Below are 23,052 nucleotides of genomic sequence, written 5' to 3' on the forward strand. Positions count from 1 at the left end.
AGCACTGCCGCACGCCCCGAGGAGAGCCGTGAACACCGACCGCCCCGCCACCGCAGACCGCGTGACCACGACCGACGCCGACCTGCCGCCCACCGGACTCCCCCTGGGCCTCGGCCCGTTGGTGCGGATCGGGGGCGACTGGTTCATCGGCGACCACGAGAGCAAGGCGTACCTGGCCGTCCTCCCCGAGGGGTTCGAGCACCGCGTCGCCGGGCAGGAGCCGTTCCCGGTGCCGTGGCACCGCCTGATGAGCCTGGAACTCGGCGTCACCAGCGGCCGGTTCCTCAGCACACCCATCGGCGGGCTCCTCGCCGGCCACTACTACCAGCCCGCGATCGGCACCCACGGCTCCTGCCTGCGCGCCATGGTCCGGCACCCCTACGACCTGTGGAGCCCCCGGTTCGTCCACCACGACCGGTGGTACCCGGCGCCCGAGATCACGCTGCTGCACCAGCTCCTGGGGAGCATCGTCAGCCTCGGCCAGGTCGAACGCCTCGGCGACGACGCCTGGCTGGCCTCGGTCGTCGAGCGGCTGCGGGAGGACCGCTTCCTGCGGCGGTGGCGGACCAGCAAGGCCGTCGCGGACGGTGTGCGGGGGGTCATCACCGGCGGCGCGTGACCCGCCCGGGCCACGCGGCCGCACGGGACGGCGGCCCGGGCTCAGACCTCCGTACGGGCGGTGCTCCCGGCCCCGGCAGCCGACCCGGCTCCGGTGACCAGCTCAGCTCCGGTGACGGCCCCGGCTCCCGCGGTGGCGCCGGTCGCCGTGGCGGACCCGGCGCGGGCCACCGCGAGGGCCGCCAGCGCCGGGGCGGCGGCGAGGGCGAGGCAGAGGGAGAGCGGCAGCCGGTCGGCGAGCAGGCCGGCCAGCGCGGTGCCGGCCGAACCGCCCCCGTTGAAGGCCGCGTTGACCCACGCGCCGGCCCGGGTGCGCCGGTCGGGGCCGGCGAGCTCGTCGGTGAACAGGTAGGCGGTGGTGAGGGTCGGGGCCACCGTCAGCCCGGCCAGGGCGGCCGCGGCCGCCAGGAGCGGGAGGGTCGGGGCGAGGGCGGTCAGGGCCAGCGCCCCGCCGAGGGCCCCGGTGAGCACGGCGAGCCGGACCCGGGCCGGGGCCCGCCAGTCGAGGGCTCCGAGGACGAGACCGCCGGTCGCGCTCCCGGCCGCGAGCGCCGCCTCCACCCAGGCGACCCCGGCCGCCTGCCCGTGCCGCTGGGCGAACACCACCGCCAGCAGGCCGAACGCACCGAGTCCGGCGCCCGCCCCGGCGGCGGCCGCGAGTGGCTGACGGGTCCGGGCGAGCAGCCGCCAGGGGCGCGAACGGTCCTGCGCCGCCGCGGAGTCCGGCCGGGCCGGGGCCGGCTCGCCGCGCACCGCGGCGGCCAGGGCGAGGCTGCCGGTGAGGACGAGGGCGGCGCCCAGCACCAGCCCGAGCGCCGGCCGGCCGGTCCCCGCCGCGATCAGGCCGGCCAGCAACGGGCCGGTGACGTACAGGAGTTCCTCGGCGACGGTGTCCAGACTGTAGGCCCGCCGGCGCGGTTCGGGGTCGGGCAGCAGGGCGCTCCACCGCGCCCGGGTGACCGGACCGAGGGGTGGTGCGAGCACACCGGCCGCCACGGCGAGGGGCGGGAGAGGAACACGGGGTGATGCTAGCGGGCGCCCTGCCGGTCACTCCCGGGTGCGGGACAGGGGCGTGCGTCCGCACCACGAACTCCTCATGGACAGATCAAGAAATCCCCTGTAGCGTCATTGCTGACGGATCGACAGATCGGGACCCGCCGTGACGGTGCGTACCGGCCGACCCGTCCAGGTGGTGCGGCAAGGCCGCGCCCCCCGCCTCCGAGAGGGGCGCCGGATCGCTCCCCCCGCCGGTCCGGCACCCCTCCTCGGGTGCCACGCCCCGGTCGGCACGGGACACCCCGGGGCGGACTCACAGCGCCAGGTCGACGGCCAGGCAGTTGTAGAACCTCCAGGCGCCCTCGGGGTCGTACGCCGCGTTCGCGGCACTGCCCGGGCCGCTCGCCGCCCCTTCGGTCATGGACTCGAAGCGGATGCGCTCGGGCAGGACGCCGAAGCGCGCCCGCCGCGCCTCGGCGGCGGGATCGCCCGCGGACTGCTCGCTCATGGCCACTCCCCTGATCGGCGTTCACGGACGGCGCCCACGCGGCGCCGGGGACCGATCTCAGGGTGCAGCTCGGTTCATCACCCGTCAAGGAGGTGACGAAACCCGGCGCCCGACCCACGCGCCCGGTCCCGACTCGCACGCGTTTGGCCGATTCCGCCCTCCCTCACCCATTGTTGAAGATGCAAGGATCCACTCCCGACCCGGACTCGGCCCGCGAGCCACGGGCCGGATCCCCAGCAGTTCCCCCGCACACCGGAAGGTGGGTTGCCATGTTCACGCCCAAGGCCGGACTCCGCGGCGCAGCCGTGACCGCCGCCATGACCGCGGCCCTGATCACCCTCGGCGCCGGGGCGGCCGATGCCGCCGGCTGGCCGCCCCTGGAGCCGGGTGCACGCCTCTACCCGGCCGTCGACGGACGGGGCCCGGCGACCGTCGTCGACCTCGCCGACCTCGGCACCTGCCACACACTGTCGACACCGGCCCGCTCCGTACAGGTCGCCAACGGCGCCGCCTCCGTGGTGCTGTACCCCGGCGCCGGCTGCACCGGCGACCACCCCTGGGCCAGCGGCTCACTCGCCCAGTCCAACCTCCCGCTGCCGGCCCTGAGTTACCGCGTGGTCCCGGCGTAGCGACACCCCGGTGCGACACCCCTCGGGGTGTCGCACCCTCGCGGACAACGGGTGCCGTCCGGCTTCCCGACGGCCGCAGGGGCCGGGGGCGGCCCAGGCCCAGAGGAAAGAGGCTGCGACGCAGGGCAGTTGCCGACGCGCCCGCCGGGAGGCGGCACACATATCCGGGTGCCGGCCCCGGTGGCTCCTGCTACAGTGGCCGCGACCTGTAGTCGTGTGATCGAGGAGTGGCAGACGTGGCGGGTGACGACGACATCTCCGGGTGAGATCCGGATCTGACGGCCACCGGCCGGTGCTTCAGCAGCGCCGCCGCCGGAGTGGTCCGTTTCGTCGTACCCACTTTCCGCACGTCTGCCCAGGGCAGAGGTCCACCTTCCTGCCCTCATCCCCTTCGAGGTCACCCCCATGTCCGACGCCTCCGTCGTCTGCTCCAACCTCTCCTTCGCCTGGCCCGACGACACCCCGGTCTTCCACGACCTGTCCTTCACCGTGCCCGCCGGACGCACCGGCCTGGTCGCCCCCAACGGCGCCGGCAAGAGCACCCTGCTCAAGCTGATCGCCGGTGAACTCAAGCCCGCCACCGGCTCGGTGACGGTCACCGGCAGGCTCGGCCACCTGCGTCAGAGCCTGCCCCTGACCTCCGACCTCACCGTCGCCGAGGTGCTCGACGTCGCCGACGTCATCCGGGCCATCGACGCCGTGGAGTCCGGGGACGTCGACGAGCGGCACTTCACCACCATCGGCGACGACTGGGACATCGAGGAGCGCACCCGCGCCCAGCTCGACCGCCTCGGCCTGACCGACCTCACCCTGGACCGCGGCCTGGCCACGCTCAGCGGCGGCCAGATCGTCTCCCTCGGCCTCGCCGCCCAACTGCTCAAGCGCCCCGACGTCCTGCTGCTCGACGAACCGACCAACAACCTCGACACCCCGGCCCGACACAAGCTCTACGACGTGCTGGCGGACTTCAACGGCTGCCTGCTGCTGGTCAGCCACGACCGCGCGCTGCTCGACCGGATGCAGCACATCGCCGAACTCGGAAACGGCGAACTGCGCTTCTACGGCGGAAACTTCACCGCCTACGAGGAGGCCGTCCAGGCCGAGCAGGAGGTCGCCGAGAAGAACGTCCGCAACGCCGAGCAGGAGCTGAAGCGGGAGAAGCGGGAGATGCAGCAGGCCCGCGAACGCGCCGAGCGCCGCCAGAGCAACGCCGCCCGCAACCTCAAGAGCGCCGGGCTGCCCCGGATCTTCGCCGGGAACATGAAGCGCGGTGCCCAGGAGTCCGCCGGCCGGGCCGGTCAGATGCACGCGACCCGGGTCAGCGAGGCCAAGGCCCGGCTCGACGAGGCCGGACGCGCCCTGCGCGAGGAGCAGCGGCTCTCCCTGGACCTGCCCGACACCCAGGTCCCCGCCGGGCGCAACCTCTTCCTCGGCGAGGGCCTCCAGGTCCGCCACGGCGACCGGCCGGTGTTCGCCGAGGGCGGGGTCGACCTGAGCGTCCGCGGCCCCGAGCGGATCGCCCTGACCGGGCCCAACGGCGCCGGGAAGAGCACCCTGCTCAAGCTGGTCACCGGCGAACTCGCTCCGGACAGCGGGGAGATCAAGCGCAACGACGGGCGGATCGCCTACCTGTCGCAGCGCCTGGACCTGCTGGACCTCGACCGCACCGTGGCCGAGAACTTCGCCGCGTTCGCCCCCGAGCGGCCCGAGACGGAGCGGATGAACCTGCTCGCCCGCTTCCTGTTCCGCGGCGCCAGGGCCCACCTGCCGGTCGGGGTGCTCTCCGGCGGCGAACGGCTGCGCGCCACCCTGGCCTGCGTGCTGTGCGCGGAGCCCGCCCCGCACCTGCTGCTGCTGGACGAACCGACCAACAACCTCGACCTGGTCAGCGCGGGCCAGCTGGAGAGCGCCCTGAACTCCTACCAGGGCGCCTTCCTGGTGGTCAGTCACGACGAGCGCTTCCTCGCCGAGATCGGGGTGAACCGCTGGCTCCGGCTGGCCGACGGCACGCTGAAGGAGACGGGAGCGCCCGCGGTGTGAGCCGCCGCCGCGCGCAAGCGGCCCGCGCCCGGCGGGCCGCCCCCCTCTCCCACCCCGGAAGGTCCTCCACCGTGCTCCAGCACGCCCTGCTCGCCCATGACGTCGTCCGCAACCTCGGCGGCCGGCGCGTCCTCGACGGTGTCCACCTGACCGCCGCCCCCGGCCACCGGATCGGCCTGATCGGGGAGAACGGCGCCGGCAAGTCCACCCTGCTGCGGGTGCTCGCCGGCGTCGACGAACCCGACACCGGAAGCGTCTCGCGCCCCGCCGACCTCGGCTTCCTGCACCAGGAGATGCCCTTCGAGGCGGGCGCGACCGTCGCCTCCGTCCTGGACGACGCGCTGCGCGAGGCCCGCGCGGACCTCGCCGAGCTGGACCGGCTCGGCGCGGAGCTCGCCCGCGTCCCGGAGTCCGCCCCCGGGCACCCGGAACTGCTGGAGGCCTACGGCAGGCGGCTGGAGCAGGCCCAGGACCGGGAGTCCTGGGACGCCGACCGCCGCGCCGCCCTGGTCCTGGACGGGCTGGGCCTCGGCGCGCTCGGGCACGACCGCGCGCTCGGCTCGCTGTCCGGCGGGCAGCGCGGCCGGCTGGCCCTGGCCGCCCTGCTCGTCCGGCGGCCGTCCGCGCTGCTGCTCGACGAGCCGACCAACCACCTCGACGACGAGGCCGCCGCCTTCCTGGAGGAACGGATCCGCGAACTGCCCGGCACCGTGGTCGTCGCCGCCCACGACCGGGCGTTCCTCGACGCCGTCTGCACCCATCTGGTCGACCTCGACCCGGCGGTGGACGGGCCGGTCCGCTACGGCGGCGGCTACAGCGCCTACCTCGGCGAGCAGCGCGCCGAGCGGGAACGCTGGGAGCGGCGGTACGCCGAGGAGCAGCAGGAGCTGGCGCGGCTGCGCCACTCGGCCGGGGTGACGGCACACCTGGTCGCACCGGACCGGGGGCCGCGCGACAACGAGAAGATGGGCTACGGCCACCGGGCGGGGCGGGTGCAGAGCCAGGTCTCCCGGAGGGTGCGCGACGCGGCCCGGCGGCTGGCGGAGCTGGAGCGCGCGCAGGTGCCCGAACCGCCGCGGCCGCTGCGGTTCGCCGTCACCGCCCTGGCCGCGGACGGGGTGCCGGCCGCGGGGAGCGTCGGCCCGGCGGCGGAGTCCGGCGCTCCGGCCGAGGAACGCGGTGCTCCGGCCGAGGAGTGCGGCGCGGACCAGCGGCCGCTGGTGTCGCTCCGGGACGTCCGGGTGCCCGGCCGGCTCGCGCCGACCGGCCTGGAGGTGGCGGCGGCCGACCGGCTGCTGGTGACCGGCGGCAACGGAACGGGCAAGTCCACGCTGCTCGCGGTGCTCGCCGGGCGGCTCGCCGCCGAGGGCACGGTGCGCCGGCGCCCCGGACTGACGGTGGGGCTGCTCACCCAGGACACCGTGTTCGACCGGCCCGACCGCACCGTCCGCGACACCTACCGGCTGGCCCTGGGCGCGGCCCGGGCCGAGGAGGTGCCGCTCGGGTCGCTCGGCCTGCTGCACCCGGCGGACCTGGAGCGGCCGGTCGGCCGGCTGTCCGTCGGGCAGCGCCGGCGGCTCGCCCTCGCGCTGCTGGTGGCCGACCCGCCCCGGCTGCTGCTGCTCGACGAACCCACCAACCACCTCTCCCCCCGGCTGTGCGACGAACTGGAGGAGGCCCTCGGCACCGGTCCCGGCGCGATCGTCCTCGCGAGTCACGACCGCTGGCTGCGCCGGCGCTGGCAGGGCCGGGAGCTGCGGCTCGAGCCGGTCGGGACCACGCGTCATTGCCCCTCCGCACAGTCACCTGCCAGCATGGTGATGTGAACCTCGACCATGTCTTCGTCTGCGGGCACCCCGCCCTGGACTTCGCGGCTACGCTCCGTGCGCGGCGCACGGTCCGGTTCGAGATGTTCGTGACGCCCGAGCGGTTGAACGCCTGGTACCTGGACAGCGGCCTGGTGGACACGATCACGCCCGGTGGCGAGCGCGACGTCCGCGAGGCGACGACCGCCCGCGAGGCGATCTACCGGCTCGTCACCGACCGCCGGCTCGGCGAGGCGTTCGACCGCGAGGCGCTCGCCGTGCTCAACGCCGCCGCGCGCAAGCCGCCCGTGACCCCGCAGCTCACCACGGCCGGGCGGCACAACGAGGCGACGCCCGGGCAGGCACTGGCGACCGTCGCGCGCCTGGCGGTCGAGCTCCTCAGCGGACCGGACGTCCCGCTGCTGAAGGAGTGCGGCAACCCGGAGTGCACCCGGATCTACGTCGACCGCTCCCGGGGCATGCGCCGCCAGTGGTGCGGCATGGAGTCCTGCGGCAACAAGATCAAGGCCGCCGCCTACCGCGCACGGAAGAAGTCGCCGTCCGCCGCGAGCGCGCCCACTGACCCGTCGGCCTGACGACCCGGCGGCCCTGTGGCCCGGACGACAAACGCGCGGACGGCGCCGGCCCGTACGACCCGTGCGCACACGACGGAGGCCGGCGCGAAGGGGACTTCGCCCCGGCCCCTGCTCGGTGGCCTGCTCGCGGAACTGCTGGGCCGGCACGACGCACCGTGCCCGGCGAAGGAACTGCGGGACGAGCTCCTGGCCGAGCACCCGAAGCGCAACCCGACGCCCCCGGTGGTGCGGAACACCCTGGAGTCGCTCGTCGCCAAGGGCCGCGTCCGGCGCCACAAGGAGCAGCGCTCCGCCATGTACACCCCGGTGCGGCCGGGCCCGACCGCACCGGGTGGCGACGGCTGACCTCCGGGAAACCGGCACGGGACCCGCAGCCAGAGGGGCGGGGCGGCTCAGCCGCCGTCGAGGGCGTGGGCGAGCGCGGCCCGGGTGGTGATCCCCAGCTTGGGGAAGATCTTATAGAGATGGGCCCCGACGGTGCGGGGCGACAGCCGGAGCTGGCGGCCGATCTCCTTGTTGGTCAGACCGGTCGCGGCCAGCCGGGCGACCCGCAGCTCCTGGCCGGTCAGCCCGGCCGCCCCCGTGGCCGGCCCGTGCTGCGGCAGGGCCTCGGAGTCGCCCGCGGCCCGCAGCTCCTCCTCGCACTGCGCCGCCCAGGGGGTGGCCCGCAGGCGGCGGAACACCTGGTGGGCGGCGCGCAGCGCCTCCCCGGCCCCGGGCCGGTGGTGGCGGCGCAGCCACGCGCCGTGCGCGAGCCGCAGGCGCGCGAGGTCGAACACCCACTGCTCGGCGCCCGGCACGGCGTACGCCGCGGCATAGGCGGCGTCGGCGTCCATGTCGTCGGCGGCCAGGGCGGTGGCGGCCGCGTACAGGAAGGCGTGGCGCCCGGAGACCTCCGCCGAGCGCGCACCGGCTCCGGCCGCGAGGTGGGCCCGGGCCTCCTCGAGCCGCCCGGTGTGCACGGCGGCCGTCACCAGGTCGAGGACCAGCGTGTGGCGCCAGGGCCGGCCGCCGGGCAGCCGCCCCGGTTGGGTGAGCTCGCCGAAGTGGCCGTACGCCTCCTCGTAGCGCCGGTGGGCGAGCGCGACCAGTCCGCGCAGATGGGCCAGACGGTCCAGGACGTACCGCATCCGGGCGCGGGTGGCGACCGGTCCGATGGCCCGTTCGATCTCCCGCAGCCCTGCCTCGTCGCCCCGGCCGGCCAGGAAGTGCGCGTAGTACTGGCGGAACATCAGGCCGTTGGTGTGGTAGCCGAGCTCGTCCGCCATCTCGGCCTCGCGCAGGCAGACGGCCGCCCGGTCCCAGTGCCCGAGCAGGTAGTCCTGATGGGCCCTGGCCTTGGCCACCGAGCCCTGGCTGGCGTAGCCGTGCAGCCCGGAGAAGCGCTGCCACAGCTCGCCGTCGGGGCAGTCGAGCGCGGAGGCGGTCCACAGCAGCAGCCAGGCCGCGCCGGCCTCCTGCTCCTCGGTCATCCGCCCGGCGATCGAGAGGAGGGCGGCCGCCGCGTCCGGCCCGGGGTCGGTCCAGGCCCGCAGGCACAGCCGGCCCACCTCGGAGACGTCGTCCCGGTGCCGTTCCAGGGCGCGCCAGGCCCACGGGTCGTCCGTGTAGGTGGCCGCCAGGAGGAGCTTGAACCAGGCCTGTTCGACCAGCCCGCCGAAGGACTCGGCGCCGGGGGCGGTCAGCGCGTCGAGGGCCGCGGGCAGCAGCGCGGCGGAGGACTCGAAGTCGACGTGATGGCTCTGGTCCGCGTAGACCACCGCGTACGAGAACAGCGGGGCGATGTCCGGCGGGACGGCACCGCTCCCGATCTCCCCCACCAGGGCGGCGGTGTGCCGCAGTTGCCCGCCGCGCGCCGACATCACCGCGGCCCGGGTGAGCCTGCGGACGCGGTCGGCGGAACCGGGGCTGAGGGCGGCGGCACGTTCGAGCAGGAGCGCGCCCTCCGCCTCGCCGCCCCGCCGGGCGAGGTCCTGACCTGCCTCCTGGAGGCGGTGCGCGAGGTCCTCGTCGGGCAGCAGGGCGGCAGCCGCCTCGTGCGCCAGCCGGCGGGGGTCGTCCGGCGCGAGGGCACCGGACAGCGCGCGGTGCGCCTCCCGGCGCGCGGTGTCCGAGGCGGCGGCGACGACGGCGGTACGGACCAGCGGGTGCCGGAAGACGAGCTGCCCGTCCGGATCGAGCCGGGCCAGTCCGTCCGCCTCGATCCGCTCCAGGATCTGCCGGGCGTTCTCGTCCGCCAGGGCGCGGAGCCACTCGGCGCTGCCGGAGTCCGGGCCGGTGGCCAGGGCGCCGAGCAGCAGCAGGCGGCCGACCTCCGGCGTCACCGCGCCCAGCCGCTCGGCGAACATCCGCTCCAGCTTCCGCCCCAGCGGCAGCCGCTCGGGCAGCGGAGCGGCGCCGCGCTGCTGGGCCGCCCCCAGTTGGCGCGGCAGTTCCACCAGGGCCAGCGGGTTCCCGGCCGCCTCGGCCAGCACGCGTTCCCTGGCGGGCGCCGCGAGTTCGGGGTGGCAGGCGCCCAGCAGCAGGACCGCGTCCGCCGGGGGCAGGGCCGGGACGTCGACGGCCTCGGCCGACCACGTCTGGGCGGCCGCTCCGTCCGGGCGGGCGGCTCCGACGATCACCACCGGCAGTTCGGCGCACCGCCGGTGCAGGAAGGCGAAGACGGTCGCGCTCGACGAGTCGATCCAGTGCAGGTCGTCCAGGACCAGCAGCACGGGCGCGGTCCGCACCGCCCGCTGCAGCAGGGCCAGCACGGCGGCACCCACGGCGAAGCCGCTCGGGGTCCCGAAGCGGACGCCGAACGCGCTCTCCAGGGCCTCCCGCTGGTGCGCGGACAGCGCGTCGGAGTGCTGGAGCAGCGACCGGAAAGCCTGGTGGAGGGCGCCGAACGCGAGGTCCGTCTCCGCCTCCGTGCCGACCGCGCGCAGGACGGTGAACCCGCGCTCGCGCGCCGCCCGCTCCACCCAGCCCATCAGCGTGCTCTTGCCGACACCGGCCTCACCCCGCAGCACGACGGTGGAGCCGCTCGCACCGTCCACGGCCTGCACCAGCGCCGCGGTCAGCAGTTCCGTCTGCGGCTGCCGCCCGACCAGGGCCGGAAACCGGCTGTCCTCCGCCACTGGTGCCTCTCCCTCGACCCGGCCGATCCGCTCACCGGGTACCCAAGGTTACCGCTCCCCGGAACCGTCCTTCCCGAGGTCACGGGCCCGGCGGGCGGTCACGGGCCCCTCCGGGGCGCGTCCTGCGGATCCCCGCCCGAGCACGCGGCGCCGAGTTGCTGACCACGCGCGCCTCCGAGCCTCCACCGTAGGGGATCTGCCGTGCGGTCACTCCCGGTAGAGCAGGACGGTGAGCCCCGCCAGGGCGGCGCTGGCGACCAGGGCCCAGGCGATCTGCCCGTGCAGGACGAGGACGGCGCCGGGGGCGGCCCCGGCGAGCATGGTGACGACGGACAGGATCTTGCGCCGCTGGCGGGGCGCGGTGCCGCCGGCCAGGCGGGAGTCGGCGGCCAGGCCGGTCAGGGTGAGGGTGAGCACGGTGGTGGTGAGGTCCGGCACGCCGAGGCCGCGCACCGTGCCGTTGCGGATGCCCATCGCCAGGGCGAGCAGGGCGATCACCGGGTACTGCGCGGGCCCGCCGACGCTCCGGAGGAAGGCGATGGCCGCGGCCACCCCGTACAGCCCGACCTCCAGGACGAAGGCCGTGCGCAGCCGGGCGGCGCGGTGGCTGCCGGCGCGCCGGGCGGCGAGACGGCCGGCCACGCCCGCGCCGAGCAGGAAGGCGGCGAGGGAGGTCAGCGAGCCGGCCACGGAGAAGCCGGGTGCCCCCGCGAGGGCGAAGGCGATCACGACGACGTTGCCGGTCATGTTCGCGGTGAAGACGTGGCCGAGGCCGAGGTAGCTGATCGCGTCGATCAGGCCGCTGACCAGGGTGAGGGCGAACAGGGCCAGGGCCAGCGGGTGGCGGTCGTGGATCTGCGGTGCCGGCTGCTGCGGCGGCGGGGGTGTGGTCACGACGGCTCCTCGTGCGGGGAAGGGGGATGCGGGCGGGGCACCGCCCGGGCCGGGCGGTGCCCCGTGACGGAACCGGCCGGCGGGTCAGAGGAAGCAGGGGTCCGTCGGCAGCTGGGGCTGTCCGGGCAGGGCGAGGCCGCGGGCCACCCGCCAGGTGTGCTGCTCGCCGGAGGCCGCCACGGCCTCCAGGACGCCCTCGGCCTGCTGGACGCCGGCGGCCGGGCCGGGCGCGGGGGTGGCCCGGTAGCCGCCGAAGCGGGTGACCGGGCTCCAGGACGGCGACACCTCGGGCAGTTCGGGCGCCAGGCCCTCGTGCTCCTGGGTGGCGTGGACGATGCGCCCGCCGACGACGGTCAGGACGGACTCGATGTGCGGGATGTCCGCCTCGGCCACCGCGAAGTAGTCGGCGCTGAGCAGCGCGAGGTCGGCGTAGCTGCCGACGGTCAGGCGGCCCTTGACGTCCTCCTCGCCGGTGAGCCGGGCGCCGCCGAGGGTGTAGAGCTCCAGGGCCTGCTCGCGGCTGAGCCGGTTGTGCTCGGCGGCCAGGCGCCGCCCGGAGACGGCCCGGCCGGAGACCAGCCAGTGCAGGGCGACCCACGGGTTGTAGGAGGAGACCCGGGTGGCGTCGGTGCCGGCCGCGACGGTCAGGCCGCGGTCCAGCATCGCGCGCAGCGGCGGTGCCTCGGCGGCGGCGGGGGCGCCGTAGCGGTTGACGAAGGCCTCGCCCTGGAAGGAGAGGCGGTTCTGCACGGAGACGGCACCGCCGAGGGCGGCTATCCGGTCGAGGCTGTCCTTGCTGACCGTCTCGGCGTGGTCGAAGAGCCAGCGGTTGCCCTGGGGGAAGAGGCCCTCGGCGGCCAGCTTCTCGAACACGGCGAGGTCCCGGCGGATGGTCTCGTCGTAGGTGGCGTGCAGTCGGAAGCCCCAGCCGTTCTCCATCAGCAGCCGGACGGCCTTCTCGAACTCGCTCTCGTAGGCGCCCAGTTGCGGACGCGGCTCGGTGAAGTTCTCGAAGTCGGCGGCGGCCCAGGTGAGGTTCTCCCCCGCGCCGTTGAGGCGCAGCCACTCGTCGCCCTCACCGGGGCGCACGGTGTCGACCCAGCGGGTGAGGTCGTCGAGCTCCTGCCCGGCGGTCTGCGGGAAGAGGTGGTAGGCGATGCGCAGGCTCAGCTCGCCGCGGCGGGCGAGCTCCATGACGGTGCCGTAGTTCTCGGGGAAGCTCTGGAAGCCGCCGGCCGCGTCGATCGCGGAGGTGAGGCCGAAGCGGTTGAGCTCGCGCAGGAAGTGCCGGGTGGAGCCGATCCGGTCGGCCTCGTCCAGCATCGGCGCCTTGGCCAGGGTGGAGTAGAGCAGCAGGGCGCCGGGGGCGGCGATCAGCAGGCCGGTGGGCTCGCCGTCGTGGCCGCGCACGATCTGGCCGCCGGCCGGGTCGGGGGTGTCCCGGGTGAAGCCGGCGGCCCGCAGTGCGGCCTTGTTGAGCAGGGCCGACTGGTAGAGGTGCAGCACGAAGACCGGGGTGTCGGGGGCCGCGGCGTTCAGCTCGGCCAGGGTGGGCAGGCGCCGCTCGGCGAACTGGTCGGCCGACCAGCCGCCGACCACCCGCACCCACTGCCCCGGCGGGGTGCGCTCGGCCTGCACCCGCAGCATCGCCAGCGCCTCGCGCAGCGTCCGGACGCCGTCCCAGCGCAGCTCCATCACGTAGTTGAGGCCGCCGCGGATGACGTGCAGGTGGGCGTCGTTCAGGCCCGGTACGGCCCGGCGGCCGAGCGCGTCGACGACCCGGGTGCCGGGGCCGACCAGCGGGATGACGTCCGCGTCGTCGCCGACCGCCTGGATCCGGCCGTCGCGCACGGCCACCGCCGTGGCCTGCGGGCGGCGCGGGTCGTTGGTGTGGACCTTGGCGTTGCGCACGACCAGGTCGGCGGGCTGTTCGGGGGTGCCGGGACGGACCCCGGCAACGGGCATGGTGGACAAGGGGAGTCCCTTCGTTGGGTGGTGCGTGGGTCGGCGCGAGGCCACCCGTCGAACGTAGGCGGCGGGCCGCCGGCGAGGCTCTCCGCAGCGCATGGCCGGTTGCCCCGCAGCGCACTTCGGCGGCCGGCGGTCCGGGCCCGTCCCGTGGTGCGTTGTCGGAACAGTGCCGGGCGCACAGCGGGCAGAACCCTCCGCCCGGGGCGGACTAGTGTCGTCGAACGTAAGGCCCAGCCGATCCGGCCGGATGCCTGACGCAGTGTCAATTTCCTGTGTCCATACCCGCATTCAAGAGGAAGTGAAGACCCATGGTCGACTTCGCCAACGTCCACGCCGCACCGAGCCCGGACCTGCTCACCCCCGACAACGCGATGATGCTGTTCGTCGACCACCAGCCGCAGATGTTCTTCGGCACCGGCAGCGGCGACCGCACCGCCATCATCAACGCCACCGTCGGCCTGGCCAAGGCCGCCAGGATCTTCGACGTGCCGACCGTGCTGTCCACCGTCGCCGCCGAGTCCTTCTCCGGCCCGATCCTGCCCCAGCTGAAGGCCGTCTTCCCCGACCAGGAGGTCATCGACCGCACCTCGATGAACGCCTGGGAGGACTCGGCCCTCGTCGAGGCCGTCAAGGCCACCGGCCGCAAGAAGATCATCCTCTCCGGCCTGTGGACCGAGGTCTGCCTCGTCCTGCCGGCCCTGTCCGCGCTGGACCAGGGCTACGAGGTCTACGTCGTGGCCGACGCCTCCGGCGGCGTCAGCCCGCTGGCCCACGAGCACGCCCTGCAGCGGATGACCGCCGCCGGCGCCGTGCCCGTCACCTGGATCCAGGTCCTCCTGGAGCTCCAGCGCGACTGGGCCCGCACCGAGACCTACGTCCCGGTCACCGAGCTCGTCAAGGAGCACGGCGGCGCCTACGGCATGGGCCTGGTCTACGCCCAGTCCATGATCGACCCGCACGCCGCCGGCTGACCGGCCCGACGGAGTCCGACATGAACACGGGTCTACTCCTGCTGCGTCTGGTCGCCGGCCTGCTGATCGCGGGCCACGGCGTCCAGAAGGTCAGCTTCCACCTCGGTGGCGGCGGACTGGACGGCGGCAGCGCCGAGTTCCGGGGCGACGGCTTCCGCGGTGGCAAGCTCACCGCGATGGCCGCCGGCGGCACCCAGATCGGGGCCGGGCTGATGCTCGCCGCCGGCCTGCTCACCCCGCTGGCCGGCGCGGGTGTCATGGGGGTCATGACCGTCGCCATGACGGTCAAGTGGCCGCACGGGCTGTGGGTTCAGCACGACGGGTACGAGTTCCCGTTCGTTCTGATCGTCATCGGCGCGGCGCTGACCGCCACCGGCCCCGGACAGTGGTCGGTCGACGGGGCCCTCGGCCTCGCCGCGTGGCCGCTGTGGTGCCTGCCGGCGGCCGTGGTCGCCGGTGTGGGCGGCGGCCTGGCCACCCGGCTCGCCCTGCACCGCGGCTGAGGCGGCCGGCACCGGACGGGCTCGGGCCCTGGGCGGATTCCCCGCCCGAGGCCCGGGCCCGTCGGCATGTCCGACCCGGAGCAACCAGTACCGAGAACCACGAAGTACCGAGAACAGGGAGCGAGATGACGATGACGACGACGACGGAAGAGGCCCGCACGCCACGGCCCGGCCCGACGGCTGCCGGAAACGGAGCACCGATCGGCCCGGACCGCGGAGCGCCCACGGCCGCGGACCGGTCGGCCGACCCGCGCCGCGAACCGGACCTGCACGCCATGACGCGGCTCACCCTGCGGCCCATCGCCTCGCCGATGCCCCTGGGCTTCTTCACGGTGGCCATCTCCTCCACCGTGGCCAGCAGCCTCCAGCTCGGCCTGGTCGACGGGGCGTACCGGCAGGCCGTGGCGCTCACCCTCTTCTCCGCCTTCGCCCTCCAACTGCTGGTCAGCGTGCTGGCGTTCGGCGCCCGCGACGTCATCGCGGCGACGCTGATGGGCGGGTTCGCCGGCGCCTGGCTGGCCAACGGCCTCGTCACCGCGGCGGACGCCCCCGGCGGCGCGCGGGTGCTGGGCGTGATGAACCTGGTCTTCACGGTCTTCGCCGCCCTGATGGCCTCGGTGGCGAGGCCGAAGAAGGTGCTGTGGGTGCTCCTGCTGATCGCCGTGCCGCGCTACTTCGTCGCCGGCCTCTACGGCGTCTCGGGCGTGGCCTGGCTGGGGCATCTCGCCGGGGCGCTCGGCATGCTCCTCGCGGCGGTCGCGATGTACGCGGCCTACGCGCTGATGCTGGAGGAGCTCCGGGGCCGGGAGGTGCTGTGGATCGGGCGCAGCGGCCCCGTGCACGACGCGATGCACGCGGGGCTCGCCGACCAGTTGGAACGGCTGGAGCGTCAGGCCGGCGTCCGCCGGACCCTGTAGCCGGCATCCTGTCGGGCCTCCCGCCCGGCACTGCGCGTGGGTTCCGGTCCGGACTGTGGTCCGCTGCCCCGGACCCGTGTGACGCGATTCGGCTGTGCCCGTACCGAGATCCCTCGGTACGGGCACAGCCGAATCGCGTCATGTCCGTGGTGCGAGGCGTGGGTTCCGGCGGCCGCCGTCTCACCTGCCCTCGACCAGCCTCGTCAACTCCGCGTCCCAGTCCACCGGTTGGGACTCGCTGCCGCGCGGGACGCGGACCAGGCTCTGCTCGTGGAGCCAGCTGTGCACCGGCCCGACCGGAACGTCGATCGAGGCGGTACCGTCGTCCCCCCGCAGCGTGATCCGCAACTGCCGGCGGCCGTGGCAGCGGCACGGCGGCGAGATCCGCACGTCGCCCGTCCCGGCGGGCCGGTGCAGGCCCTTCCAGAGCAGGTCGCGGGAGAACTCCCAGATGCCGACCGCCGGATCGGAACCGGGGAACTCCATGACCACGGCGAACGGCTCGTCGACGCGGTACACGAAGCGCACCGGAAGGTCGATGAACTTCCCTCCCCCGAGGTCGAGTCGTGCGTTCAGCACGGGCGTGGCGGATTCCGCGCCCGCTCCGGGGCCCCGGTCGGGACGCGGAAACGGGAAGGGCCGGCGTCCGGGCACGGTACCTCCGGGGACGGTGAGCGGGAACGGTGGGCGGGAACGGTGGGCGGGAACGAGAAAGTGCCGGGCCCGCCGACGAACGGGCCCGGCACTGAACGGAGCCGGGCCTGCCGACGAACAGGCCCGGCCCGCGGTCACTCCCCGGTACCGGGGGCGACGACCAGGTGCTCGGCGAGGAACCAGACCTGGGTCTCGCCGGTGCGGATGATCTGGGAGACCAGGAGGTCCTGGGTGCCGTCGTCGCCGAGCTCCGCGGTGCGGGTGGCGGCGTCGCGGACGTCGGCCAGGACCGTCTCGTGGGCGTCGAGCAGGCGCGAGAGCATCGACTGCACGCCCTCGATGCCGTCCGGCGGGCGCGGCACGCCCGTGATCTGGGCGGCGTGGCGGGGGTCGCCCACGGCGACGCCGCCGAGGCTCTGCACGCGCTCGGCGAGCACGTCGATCAGCTCCAGCTGCTCCTGGGCGTGCTTGTCGAAGAGCAGGTGCAGCTGGTAGGCGGTCGGCCCGCGCATGCCCCAGTGGTACTTCTTGTACAGCGCGTACAGGAACTGGGTGTCCGCGAGGACCCGGTTGAGCCGCTGGCACGAGTACTGCCGGGCGTCGTGGGAGAGCGCGATCGGCAGCTGGGTGACGGTCCCGAACTCCTGGAGTTCCGGGCCGTGCTGGTGGAGGTGCGGCTGCTGGCTGGTCATGGTGCTCCTGGGCTGGGTGCTTGCGGGGGTGGTCACTTGGCGACGGACCGGACGGCGTCGCGGATCACGTCGGCGACGCACTCGGGGTGGGAGAGCATCACCAGGTGCGAGGAGTCCACCTCGACGGTGGTGGCCCCGGCGCGCCGGTAGCCGAACCGCTGGACGTCGGGGTTGAGGGTCCGGTCGGCACTGGCGACGATCCCCCAGGACGGCTTGGTCCGCCACGCCGCGGTGGGCGCGGCCTCGCCGAACGCGGCCGCGGCGAGCGGCCGCTGGGAGACGGCGAGGACCCGGGCGAGCGCCGGATCGACGTCGGCCGCGAAGATCGCCGGCAGGCGGTCGACCTCCACCGAGACGTCGGTGCCCTCGCCCTGTCCGCCGTCCAGCGGGAACGGGCTGTACACCAGGGCGGTGGCGAGCTCGGAGTCGGGGAAGCCGCCCTGCAGCTCGCCCAGGCTCTCCCCCTCCTCCAGCGCGTAACCCGCCAGGTACACCAGCCCCTTGACGTTGTCCTCGGCGCCCGCGACGGTGATCACGGCACCGCCGTACGAGTGACCGACCAGCACGACCGGCCCGGGGATCCGCCGGACCACCGACGCGATGTACGCGGAGTCCCCGATCAGGCTGCGGTTGGGCACGGCCGGCACCACGACCTGCAGACCGTCGCCCAACAGCTCCGGGACGACCCGGGCGAAGCTGGAGGCGTCGGCGAAGGCGCCGTGCACCAGCACGACGGTGGGCGTGTCGTTCGTCGTCATGACGTGAGAGTCCTTAACTGAGGCCTCGCGCAAGCCTTTTCGGAGGCCTCGGGATCGCTGACTTCTGTGGCCTCCAGGCTAGGAGGACGACGCCCAGGGCCTGTTCCGACGCTGCACTGCCTACGGTCGTTCCGCGCACCGGCTCCGGAAGCCGCGCCCGCCGGACGACTCCCCGGACGACTCCCCGACGGACTCCCCGACGGCGGTGCCCCCCGAGGGCACCGCCCCGGCCGTAGCGCTCTCGGACGACACGGGGTGCTCTCCCAGGCAATCCGCCGCCGCGGGCCTCGCCTAGCGTGTAGCCCGTCGCGGCCGCACCGCTGCCGTACGAACCACTGCCGCACGAACCCGCAAGAAGGGGAAACCCCATGCCGTACATCACCGTTGGCCAGGAGAACACCACCTCCATCGACCTCTACTACGAGGACCACGGCACCGGCCAGACCGTCGTGCTGATCCACGGCTTCCCGCTGAACGGCGACTCCTGGGAGCGCCAGAGCGCCGCACTGCTGGACGCCGGCTACCGCGTCGTCACCTACGACCGCCGCGGCTTCGGCCGGTCCTCCCACCCCACCACGGGCTACGACTACGACACCTTCACCGCGGACCTGAACACCGTGCTGGAGACCCTCGACGTCCGCGACGCCGTCCTGGTCGGCTTCTCGATGGGCACCGGCGAGGTCGCCCGCTACGTGGGCACGTACGGCTCGGAGCGCATCGCCAAGGTCGCCTTCCTGGCCTCCCTGGAGCCGTTCCTGCTGAAGACCGAGGACAACCCCGAGGGCGCCGCCCCGAAGGAGTTCTTCGACGGCATCGTCGCCGCGGTGAAGGCCGACCGGTTCGCCTTCTACACCGGCTTCTTCAACGACTTCTACAACCTGGACGAGAACCTCGGCACCCGGATCTCCGAGGAGGCCGTCCGCAACAGCTGGAACGTCGCGGCGAGCGGCGGCGCCTTCGCCGCCTCGGCCGCGCCGACCACCTGGTACACGGACTTCCGCGCCGACATCGCCCGCATCGACGTGCCGGCCCTGATCCTGCACGGCACCGGCGACCGCACCCTGCCGATCGACAGCACCGCGCGCCCGTTCCACAAGGCCCTGCCGGCCGCCGACTACGTCGAGATCGAGGGCGCCCCGCACGGCCTGCTCTGGACCCACGCCGAGGAGGTCAACGAGGCGCTGCTCGCCTTCCTCGCCAAGTAACGCACCGATTCGAGCGCCGGGCAGCGCTCCGGCCAACGCGCCGCGCACCTCGGCGAGTTGGCCGCGCGACGACCGGCCGCACCACCCGGCCGGCCGCCACCCCGACCACGGCGGCCGGCCCCTCACCGGTACCGCCGTCGCCGTCCCGCCCCGGACCGCGACGGCGGTACCGGCCGCAGCTCCGCGCCCGGCGCCCTCTCCAGCGGGCGCCGGGCGCTCACCACGACCAGGAGGTTCCCGTGAAGCTTCGTTCGGCCCGTCGCATCGTCCCGGTGGTGGCAGCGCTCGCCGCCCTGACCGCCGTCCCGGTCGCCTCGGCGGCCCAGAGCGCCCCGGCGAAGCAGCCGGGCACCCACCGGCAGTTCGCCGTCGGCCCGCAGTACGACACCACCCACGTCTACGTCGAGCCCGGCACCGAACAGGCCTTCGCGACCAGTTGGACGTCGACGTTCGGCGGCACCACGATCGGTCCGGTCGCCACCCAGGTGACCCCGGCGCCCAGCCGGACGCTCTCCGAACTGGTGGTGTCGCCGGTCGGCACCCTGTCGGTGTTCGACTACACCACGCCCATCCCGTACCCCTTCGGCACCGAGCGCACCGGCTGGCTGGTGACCGACCTCGACCAGGCCGTCAAGGCGGCCCGCGCCGACGGCGCGACCGTCACCGTGGCGCCGTTCGCCGACCCGATCGGCCGGGACGCCGTCGTCCAGTTCCCCGGCGGGATCAGCGCCCAGCTCTACGTGCACACCGGCCCGACCTCGTACCCGGACCTGGTCAGCGTGCCCGAGAACCGGCTCTACCTGTCGCCGGACGCGGTCGGCGACTTCCTGCACAGCTACCTCGCCTTCACCCAGGGCCGGATCGTCTCCGACGACCGGAAGGCCGACGGCGCCGCCCTCGGACTGCCCGGGACCACCTACCGGCTCCTCCGCCTCACCTCCGGCTTCGGCACCACCACCATCGCGGTGACGGACGGCCACCTGCCCTACCCGTACGGCAAGGAACTCACCGGCTACGGCGTCTCCGACCTCAACGCCACCCTGGAACGCGCCACGGCGGCCGGCGCCACGGTGCTGTCCGGACCGGTGCGCACCGGCACCCGGGACAGCGCCATGGTCCGGTTCCCGGGCGGCTACGTCGCGGAGATCCACACCGACCGCTGACCGGTGCGGCACGGCCTCCGACCAACGGCCGGGCGGCCGGGCACCGCGTCGCCCGGCCGCCCTTCGGCGTGTTCGGCGCCCCGCCGCACCGGCCCGGCTCCGCGCCGGGCAACGCCTGCCCCGCTCACCCCCGCCTCACCCCGCTCACCCCGCTCACCCCGCTCACCCCCGGCCGGCCGCGGCGGCTCTCCCGGCCGACGGCCTCCGCGGCCGCGCCGAGACCGCCCTGACGGCCTCGTGGACGAGTTCCGCGACCACCGTCGGCCGGGAGACGGCCACGGCGTGGGAGGCATCGGGCAGGTCGAGGACGGTGGCGCCGGCCCGCTCCGCCGTGAAGCGCTGGCCCGCCGGGGAGAGCGCCTGGTCGGCACCGGCCACCAGGGCCCAGGAGGGCCTGGTGCGCCAGGCCGCCACCGTCGGCGCGTCGGTCAACACCCGCTCCGCGGCGGGCCGTTGGAGCGAGGCCAGGACCTGCGCCACCTCCTCGTCCAGGTCCGCCGCGACGAGCGGCCGGAAGCACTCCGCGGGCACGGTGAGCTCCGTCGCCCGGTCGGTGCCGCCGGTGGTGAACTCCGTGCGCCGCAGCCGCGGGATGAGCGGCGAGGGGGCGAAGCGGCCCGCGAGCACGTCGTGGCTCTCCCCGACCTCGGGCAGGTAGGCGGCCACGTAGACCAGCGCGAGGACGTCCGGGCCCACCCCGGCCTCCGTGATCACGGCGCCCCCGTAGGAGTGGCCGACCAGGACGACCGGGCCGCCGATGCCCCCGAGGACGTCGGCCAGGTAGGCGGCGTCGTGGGCCAGCCCCCGCAGCGGGTTCGCGACGGCGAGGACGGTCAGGCCGCGGCGGTGGAGCTCGGCGGTGACGCCGAACCAGGTGGTCGCGTCGGAGCAGCCGTCGTGGACGAGCACGACGGTGGGCCGGGGGGAGTGCATGGGTGGCCTTTCACGGGACGGACGGCGAACGGCGCCGGACGGCGAACGGCGAACGGCGCCGGACGCGCGGTCGACGGGCCGGCGTTGTCGCCAGGCGGCGGGACGACGGAGGAGGGGGGCTTCGCGGGGACCGAAGGCGCGCGAACGGGTCGTGGTGGCGCGGTCAGGAGGCCGAAGGGTGGCCCTCCGCCTGCGCCGCGTACGCCTGCCACTCGCGGGGCGACACCCCGTACGCGTCGCGGAACGCCCGGCTGAAGTGGGAGTGGCTGACGAAGCCCCACCGGTGCGCGACCGCCGAGACGCTGGTCTGGCGACGGGCCGGGCGCTCCAACTCCCGTCGGCAGGCGTCCAGTCGGCGCCGCCGCACCCACTGGCCCACCGTCGTGCCGTCCTGCTGGAAGAGCTTGTGCAGGTAGCGCACCGAAATGTGCTGGGACCGGGCGATCGACTCGGGCCCGAGGTCCGGATCGGCGAGGTTCTCCTCGATGTGGGCGCGGATCCGCGCCAGCAGCTCCGCCGAGCCGGTCGGATGCTCCGGCCCCTCCCGCTCCAGCAGCTCGGTCACCAGGATCGCGACGATGTCGGAGACGCTGCGCGCGAGGTGGTTGCCCGGCCGGGCCCGGTGCGCCGCGGACTGGGTGGCGAGGGTCCGCAGGAACTGCGAGGCGAGCGAGCCGACGCCCTCGCTCCCCCGCGCCAGCAGCCCGCCGGTGCGCTGGACGTCGCGCTGGCGCACGCCCAGGTAGAAGCAGGGGACGCGGAAGTGGACCATCCGGCACTCGGAGTCCTGCAACAGGCCCGCCGGGTGGCGGGTGGTGCCGATCAGCAGGTCCCCGGGGACGAGCGCGGTGCTGGCACCGTGGCGCCGGACCGAGGCCGCGCCGTGGACGTGCAGGGCGACGTAGAGGCAGTCCTCGGGGTCGCTTCCGGGTGGCGGGGAGAGGACGTCGATGCAGCCGCCGGCGCTTTCGCGGGCGGTCCGACCGAACTGGTGGTACTCGGATGCGGGCATGGGTGAGGGACCCGACGGGATCACGGGAGGCTCCGACCGGTTCGAGGGTTCTGTGCGGGTGCTTGGGGCTTGGTGCTTGGTGCTTGGGGCTTGGGGCTTGGTGCTTGGGGCTTGGGGCTCGGGGCTCGGGGCTCGGGGCTCGCCGCGCCGCGTCGCGTCGCGTCGAGCGGGCACGGCGGCGGAGGGGTCAGGAGAGGAACTTCTCCACGACGGCGTTGAACGCGCCGGGGTTCTCCAGGAACGGGAAGTGCGAACTCGCCACGCTCGCCGGGAACACGTGGACCAGGGCGCCGGGGATCCGCTCGGCGACGAAGCGCTGGGAGGCCGGGTCCACATGGCTTCCCTCGCAGCCGAGCACCAGGGTGGGCACGTCGACGCAGTCGAGCACGTCGCGCCAGTCCTGGGCACAGTGGTCGAAGAGCAGCGGGACGCCCGCGTACGCCGGGGTGGCCCGGATCTGCTCGGTCACGAAGGCGAGCACCTCCGGGTCGGTGGGGCCGCTGAACATCGAGCGGACGAACTCCTCGCGGACCGCGGCTCCGTCCGGTCCGGCCAGCGCGGCGCCCAGCTCCAGGAGGCCCGCCACGTCGAAGATCGCGCCGGACTCGCGCTGCTCCGCGTCGGTCATCCAGGGCACCGCCGCCACCGCGGCCGGCTGGTCGACCAGGACGAGCCGGCGGATCCGGCCGGTGCCGTACTGGTCGACGAAGCTCCACCACACCGAGGCGCCCATCGACCAGCCCAGCGCGTCGAAGCGGTCCAGGCCCAGGTGGTCGACCAGGCCGAGGACGTCGCGGGCCAGCCGCGCGACGCGGTAGCCGTGGCGCGGCTTGCCGGACCGGCCGTGGCCGCGGAAGTCCACCGTCACGACGCGCCGGCCCGGCGCCAGCCCCTCGACCTGGTGGTGGAACATCTCCTGCGTCTGCCCCCAGTCGTGGAGCATCACCAGCGGGACGCCCTCGCCGCCGCTGTCGCGGTAGGCCAGGCGCACGCCGTCGTTCGTGATCAGTTCGTGCATGGTGCTCGTTCTTGTCCGTTCGTTTCGGCTCGTGGGTCCGGGCGGTCCGG

Annotated in this window: 21 protein-coding genes and 1 pseudogene; 11 read left to right on the forward strand and 11 right to left on the reverse strand. The window is 74.7% G+C overall.

Going from position 1 to position 23,052, the window contains the following annotated elements; all coding sequences use genetic code 11:
• Positions 1 to 61: 61 nt before the first annotated feature.
• On the forward strand, positions 62 to 619 hold the full coding sequence (locus tag ACWD4P_RS21980) for a hypothetical protein (protein WP_449780703.1): 558 nt from the start codon (positions 62 to 64) through the stop codon (positions 617 to 619).
• 41 nt (positions 620 to 660) lie between these two features.
• On the opposite strand, the gene ACWD4P_RS21985 is transcribed toward ACWD4P_RS21980, so the two are convergent.
• Both ACWD4P_RS21985 and ACWD4P_RS21990 read right to left on the reverse strand, forming a co-directional pair.
• Complete coding sequence (locus tag ACWD4P_RS21985) at positions 661 to 1,602, reverse strand: MFS transporter (RefSeq protein WP_449780704.1); 942 nt, start codon at positions 1,600 to 1,602, stop codon at positions 661 to 663.
• A 325-nt stretch (positions 1,603 to 1,927) separates the two neighbouring features.
• Complete coding sequence (locus tag ACWD4P_RS21990) at positions 1,928 to 2,122, reverse strand: hypothetical protein (protein ID WP_449780705.1); 195 nt, start codon at positions 2,120 to 2,122, stop codon at positions 1,928 to 1,930.
• Positions 2,123 to 2,391: 269 nt separating this feature from the next.
• Between ACWD4P_RS21990 and ACWD4P_RS21995 the strand changes: the two genes are divergently transcribed.
• The 5 genes and pseudogenes from ACWD4P_RS21995 to ACWD4P_RS22015 form a co-directional block, all read left to right on the forward strand.
• Entirely contained in the window at positions 2,392 to 2,751 is a 360-nt protein-coding gene (locus ACWD4P_RS21995) for a hypothetical protein (RefSeq protein WP_449780706.1), read from the forward strand.
• 405 nt (positions 2,752 to 3,156) lie between these two features.
• The gene (abc-f, locus tag ACWD4P_RS22000; protein WP_449780707.1) at positions 3,157 to 4,791 is read left to right on the forward strand and encodes a ribosomal protection-like ABC-F family protein; all 1,635 of its coding nucleotides are present in this window, start codon (positions 3,157 to 3,159) and stop codon (positions 4,789 to 4,791) included.
• A 71-nt stretch (positions 4,792 to 4,862) separates the two neighbouring features.
• Entirely contained in the window at positions 4,863 to 6,617 is a 1,755-nt protein-coding gene (locus tag ACWD4P_RS22005; RefSeq protein WP_449780708.1) for an ABC-F family ATP-binding cassette domain-containing protein, read from the forward strand.
• Complete coding sequence (locus ACWD4P_RS22010; RefSeq protein WP_449780709.1) at positions 6,614 to 7,192, forward strand: CGNR zinc finger domain-containing protein; 579 nt, start codon at positions 6,614 to 6,616, stop codon at positions 7,190 to 7,192. Before ACWD4P_RS22005 ends, ACWD4P_RS22010 begins: the two co-directional genes overlap by 4 nt.
• 45 nt (positions 7,193 to 7,237) lie before the next feature.
• Positions 7,238 to 7,537 (forward strand): annotated as a pseudogene (locus tag ACWD4P_RS22015) (BlaI/MecI/CopY family transcriptional regulator); the annotation flags it as partial.
• A gap of 47 nt (positions 7,538 to 7,584) precedes the next feature.
• Here ACWD4P_RS22015 and ACWD4P_RS22020 read toward each other — a convergent pair.
• The 3 genes from ACWD4P_RS22020 to ACWD4P_RS22030 all read right to left on the reverse strand — a co-directional run bounded on the left by ACWD4P_RS22020 (position 7,585) and on the right by ACWD4P_RS22030 (position 13,170).
• A complete protein-coding gene (locus ACWD4P_RS22020; RefSeq protein WP_449780710.1) occupies positions 7,585 to 10,311 on the reverse strand; it encodes an AAA family ATPase in 2,727 nt (908 codons plus the stop codon).
• Positions 10,312 to 10,518: 207 nt separating this feature from the next.
• Positions 10,519 to 11,205: a YoaK family protein gene (locus ACWD4P_RS22025; RefSeq protein WP_449780711.1), complete on the reverse strand. Its 687-nt coding sequence runs from the start codon at positions 11,203 to 11,205 to the stop codon at positions 10,519 to 10,521.
• An 84-nt stretch (positions 11,206 to 11,289) separates the two neighbouring features.
• On the reverse strand, positions 11,290 to 13,170 hold the full coding sequence (locus ACWD4P_RS22030; protein ID WP_449780734.1) for an amidohydrolase: 1,881 nt from the start codon (positions 13,168 to 13,170) through the stop codon (positions 11,290 to 11,292).
• Between the two features lie 314 nt (positions 13,171 to 13,484).
• Between ACWD4P_RS22030 and ACWD4P_RS22035 the strand changes: the two genes are divergently transcribed.
• The 3 genes from ACWD4P_RS22035 (at position 13,485) to ACWD4P_RS22045 (ending at position 15,567) form a co-directional block, all read left to right on the forward strand.
• Positions 13,485 to 14,147, forward strand: coding sequence for a hydrolase (locus ACWD4P_RS22035; RefSeq protein ID WP_359829168.1), 663 nt, complete (start codon positions 13,485 to 13,487; stop codon positions 14,145 to 14,147).
• Positions 14,148 to 14,167: 20 nt separating this feature from the next.
• Positions 14,168 to 14,650, forward strand: coding sequence for a DoxX family protein (locus tag ACWD4P_RS22040; RefSeq protein WP_449780712.1), 483 nt, complete (start codon positions 14,168 to 14,170; stop codon positions 14,648 to 14,650).
• Between the two features lie 275 nt (positions 14,651 to 14,925).
• Positions 14,926 to 15,567 (forward strand): GPR1/FUN34/YaaH family transporter, encoded by a 642-nt coding sequence (locus tag ACWD4P_RS22045; RefSeq protein WP_449780713.1) that lies wholly within the window; start codon positions 14,926 to 14,928, stop codon positions 15,565 to 15,567.
• Positions 15,568 to 15,747: 180 nt separating this feature from the next.
• On the opposite strand, the gene ACWD4P_RS22050 is transcribed toward ACWD4P_RS22045, so the two are convergent.
• The 3 genes from ACWD4P_RS22050 to ACWD4P_RS22060 all read right to left on the reverse strand — a co-directional run bounded on the left by ACWD4P_RS22050 (position 15,748) and on the right by ACWD4P_RS22060 (position 17,671).
• A complete protein-coding gene (locus ACWD4P_RS22050) occupies positions 15,748 to 16,146 on the reverse strand; it encodes an SsgA family sporulation/cell division regulator (protein ID WP_449780714.1) in 399 nt (132 codons plus the stop codon).
• A gap of 209 nt (positions 16,147 to 16,355) precedes the next feature.
• Positions 16,356 to 16,913 carry a Dps family protein gene (locus ACWD4P_RS22055; RefSeq protein WP_359829172.1) on the reverse strand — a complete coding sequence of 186 codons (558 nt, stop codon included), beginning with the start codon at positions 16,911 to 16,913 and terminating at the stop codon, positions 16,356 to 16,358.
• 32 nt (positions 16,914 to 16,945) lie between these two features.
• Positions 16,946 to 17,671 carry an alpha/beta fold hydrolase gene (locus ACWD4P_RS22060; RefSeq protein WP_449780715.1) on the reverse strand — a complete coding sequence of 242 codons (726 nt, stop codon included), beginning with the start codon at positions 17,669 to 17,671 and terminating at the stop codon, positions 16,946 to 16,948.
• A gap of 368 nt (positions 17,672 to 18,039) precedes the next feature.
• Between ACWD4P_RS22060 and ACWD4P_RS22065 the strand changes: the two genes are divergently transcribed.
• Together ACWD4P_RS22065 and ACWD4P_RS22070 are read left to right on the forward strand one after the other, a co-directional pair.
• The gene (locus tag ACWD4P_RS22065; RefSeq protein ID WP_359829174.1) at positions 18,040 to 18,876 is read left to right on the forward strand and encodes an alpha/beta fold hydrolase; all 837 of its coding nucleotides are present in this window, start codon (positions 18,040 to 18,042) and stop codon (positions 18,874 to 18,876) included.
• Positions 18,877 to 19,115: 239 nt separating this feature from the next.
• Positions 19,116 to 20,039: a VOC family protein gene (locus ACWD4P_RS22070; RefSeq protein WP_449780716.1), complete on the forward strand. Its 924-nt coding sequence runs from the start codon at positions 19,116 to 19,118 to the stop codon at positions 20,037 to 20,039.
• 162 nt (positions 20,040 to 20,201) lie between these two features.
• On the opposite strand, the gene ACWD4P_RS22075 is transcribed toward ACWD4P_RS22070, so the two are convergent.
• The 3 genes from ACWD4P_RS22075 to ACWD4P_RS22085 all read right to left on the reverse strand — a co-directional run bounded on the left by ACWD4P_RS22075 (position 20,202) and on the right by ACWD4P_RS22085 (position 23,002).
• Positions 20,202 to 20,972: an alpha/beta fold hydrolase gene (locus ACWD4P_RS22075; RefSeq protein ID WP_449780717.1), complete on the reverse strand. Its 771-nt coding sequence runs from the start codon at positions 20,970 to 20,972 to the stop codon at positions 20,202 to 20,204.
• 163 nt (positions 20,973 to 21,135) lie between these two features.
• Positions 21,136 to 21,984, reverse strand: a complete 849-nt coding sequence (locus ACWD4P_RS22080; RefSeq protein ID WP_359818333.1) for a helix-turn-helix domain-containing protein — start codon at positions 21,982 to 21,984, stop codon at positions 21,136 to 21,138.
• A gap of 187 nt (positions 21,985 to 22,171) precedes the next feature.
• Positions 22,172 to 23,002, reverse strand: coding sequence for an alpha/beta fold hydrolase (locus ACWD4P_RS22085; protein WP_359818335.1), 831 nt, complete (start codon positions 23,000 to 23,002; stop codon positions 22,172 to 22,174).
• Between the last annotated feature and the right edge of the window lie 50 nt (positions 23,003 to 23,052).

It is taken from the genome of Kitasatospora sp. NPDC002543 (assembly GCF_053594915.1).

What these genes read in the sequence shown, in the direction of transcription:
- ACWD4P_RS21990 (WP_449780705.1), bottom strand. Translation starts at nt 2,122, where the DNA reads ATGAGCGAGCAGTCCGCGGGCGATCCCGCCGCCGAGGCGCGGCGGGCG.
- ACWD4P_RS21995 (WP_449780706.1), top strand. Translation starts at nt 2,392, where the DNA reads ATGTTCACGCCCAAGGCCGGACTCCGCGGCGCAGCCGTGACCGCCGCC.
- abc-f (WP_449780707.1), top strand. Translation starts at nt 3,157, where the DNA reads ATGTCCGACGCCTCCGTCGTCTGCTCCAACCTCTCCTTCGCCTGGCCC.
- ACWD4P_RS22030 (WP_449780734.1), bottom strand. Translation starts at nt 13,170, where the DNA reads ATGCCCGTTGCCGGGGTCCGTCCCGGCACCCCCGAACAGCCCGCCGAC.
- ACWD4P_RS22035 (WP_359829168.1), top strand. Translation starts at nt 13,485, where the DNA reads ATGGTCGACTTCGCCAACGTCCACGCCGCACCGAGCCCGGACCTGCTC.
- ACWD4P_RS22040 (WP_449780712.1), top strand. Translation starts at nt 14,168, where the DNA reads ATGAACACGGGTCTACTCCTGCTGCGTCTGGTCGCCGGCCTGCTGATC.
- ACWD4P_RS22045 (WP_449780713.1), top strand. Translation starts at nt 14,926, where the DNA reads ATGACGCGGCTCACCCTGCGGCCCATCGCCTCGCCGATGCCCCTGGGC.
- ACWD4P_RS22055 (WP_359829172.1), bottom strand. Translation starts at nt 16,913, where the DNA reads ATGACCAGCCAGCAGCCGCACCTCCACCAGCACGGCCCGGAACTCCAG.
- ACWD4P_RS22060 (WP_449780715.1), bottom strand. Translation starts at nt 17,671, where the DNA reads ATGACGACGAACGACACGCCCACCGTCGTGCTGGTGCACGGCGCCTTC.
- ACWD4P_RS22065 (WP_359829174.1), top strand. Translation starts at nt 18,040, where the DNA reads ATGCCGTACATCACCGTTGGCCAGGAGAACACCACCTCCATCGACCTC.
- ACWD4P_RS22075 (WP_449780717.1), bottom strand. Translation starts at nt 20,972, where the DNA reads ATGCACTCCCCCCGGCCCACCGTCGTGCTCGTCCACGACGGCTGCTCC.
- ACWD4P_RS22080 (WP_359818333.1), bottom strand. Translation starts at nt 21,984, where the DNA reads ATGCCCGCATCCGAGTACCACCAGTTCGGTCGGACCGCCCGCGAAAGC.
- ACWD4P_RS22085 (WP_359818335.1), bottom strand. Translation starts at nt 23,002, where the DNA reads ATGCACGAACTGATCACGAACGACGGCGTGCGCCTGGCCTACCGCGAC.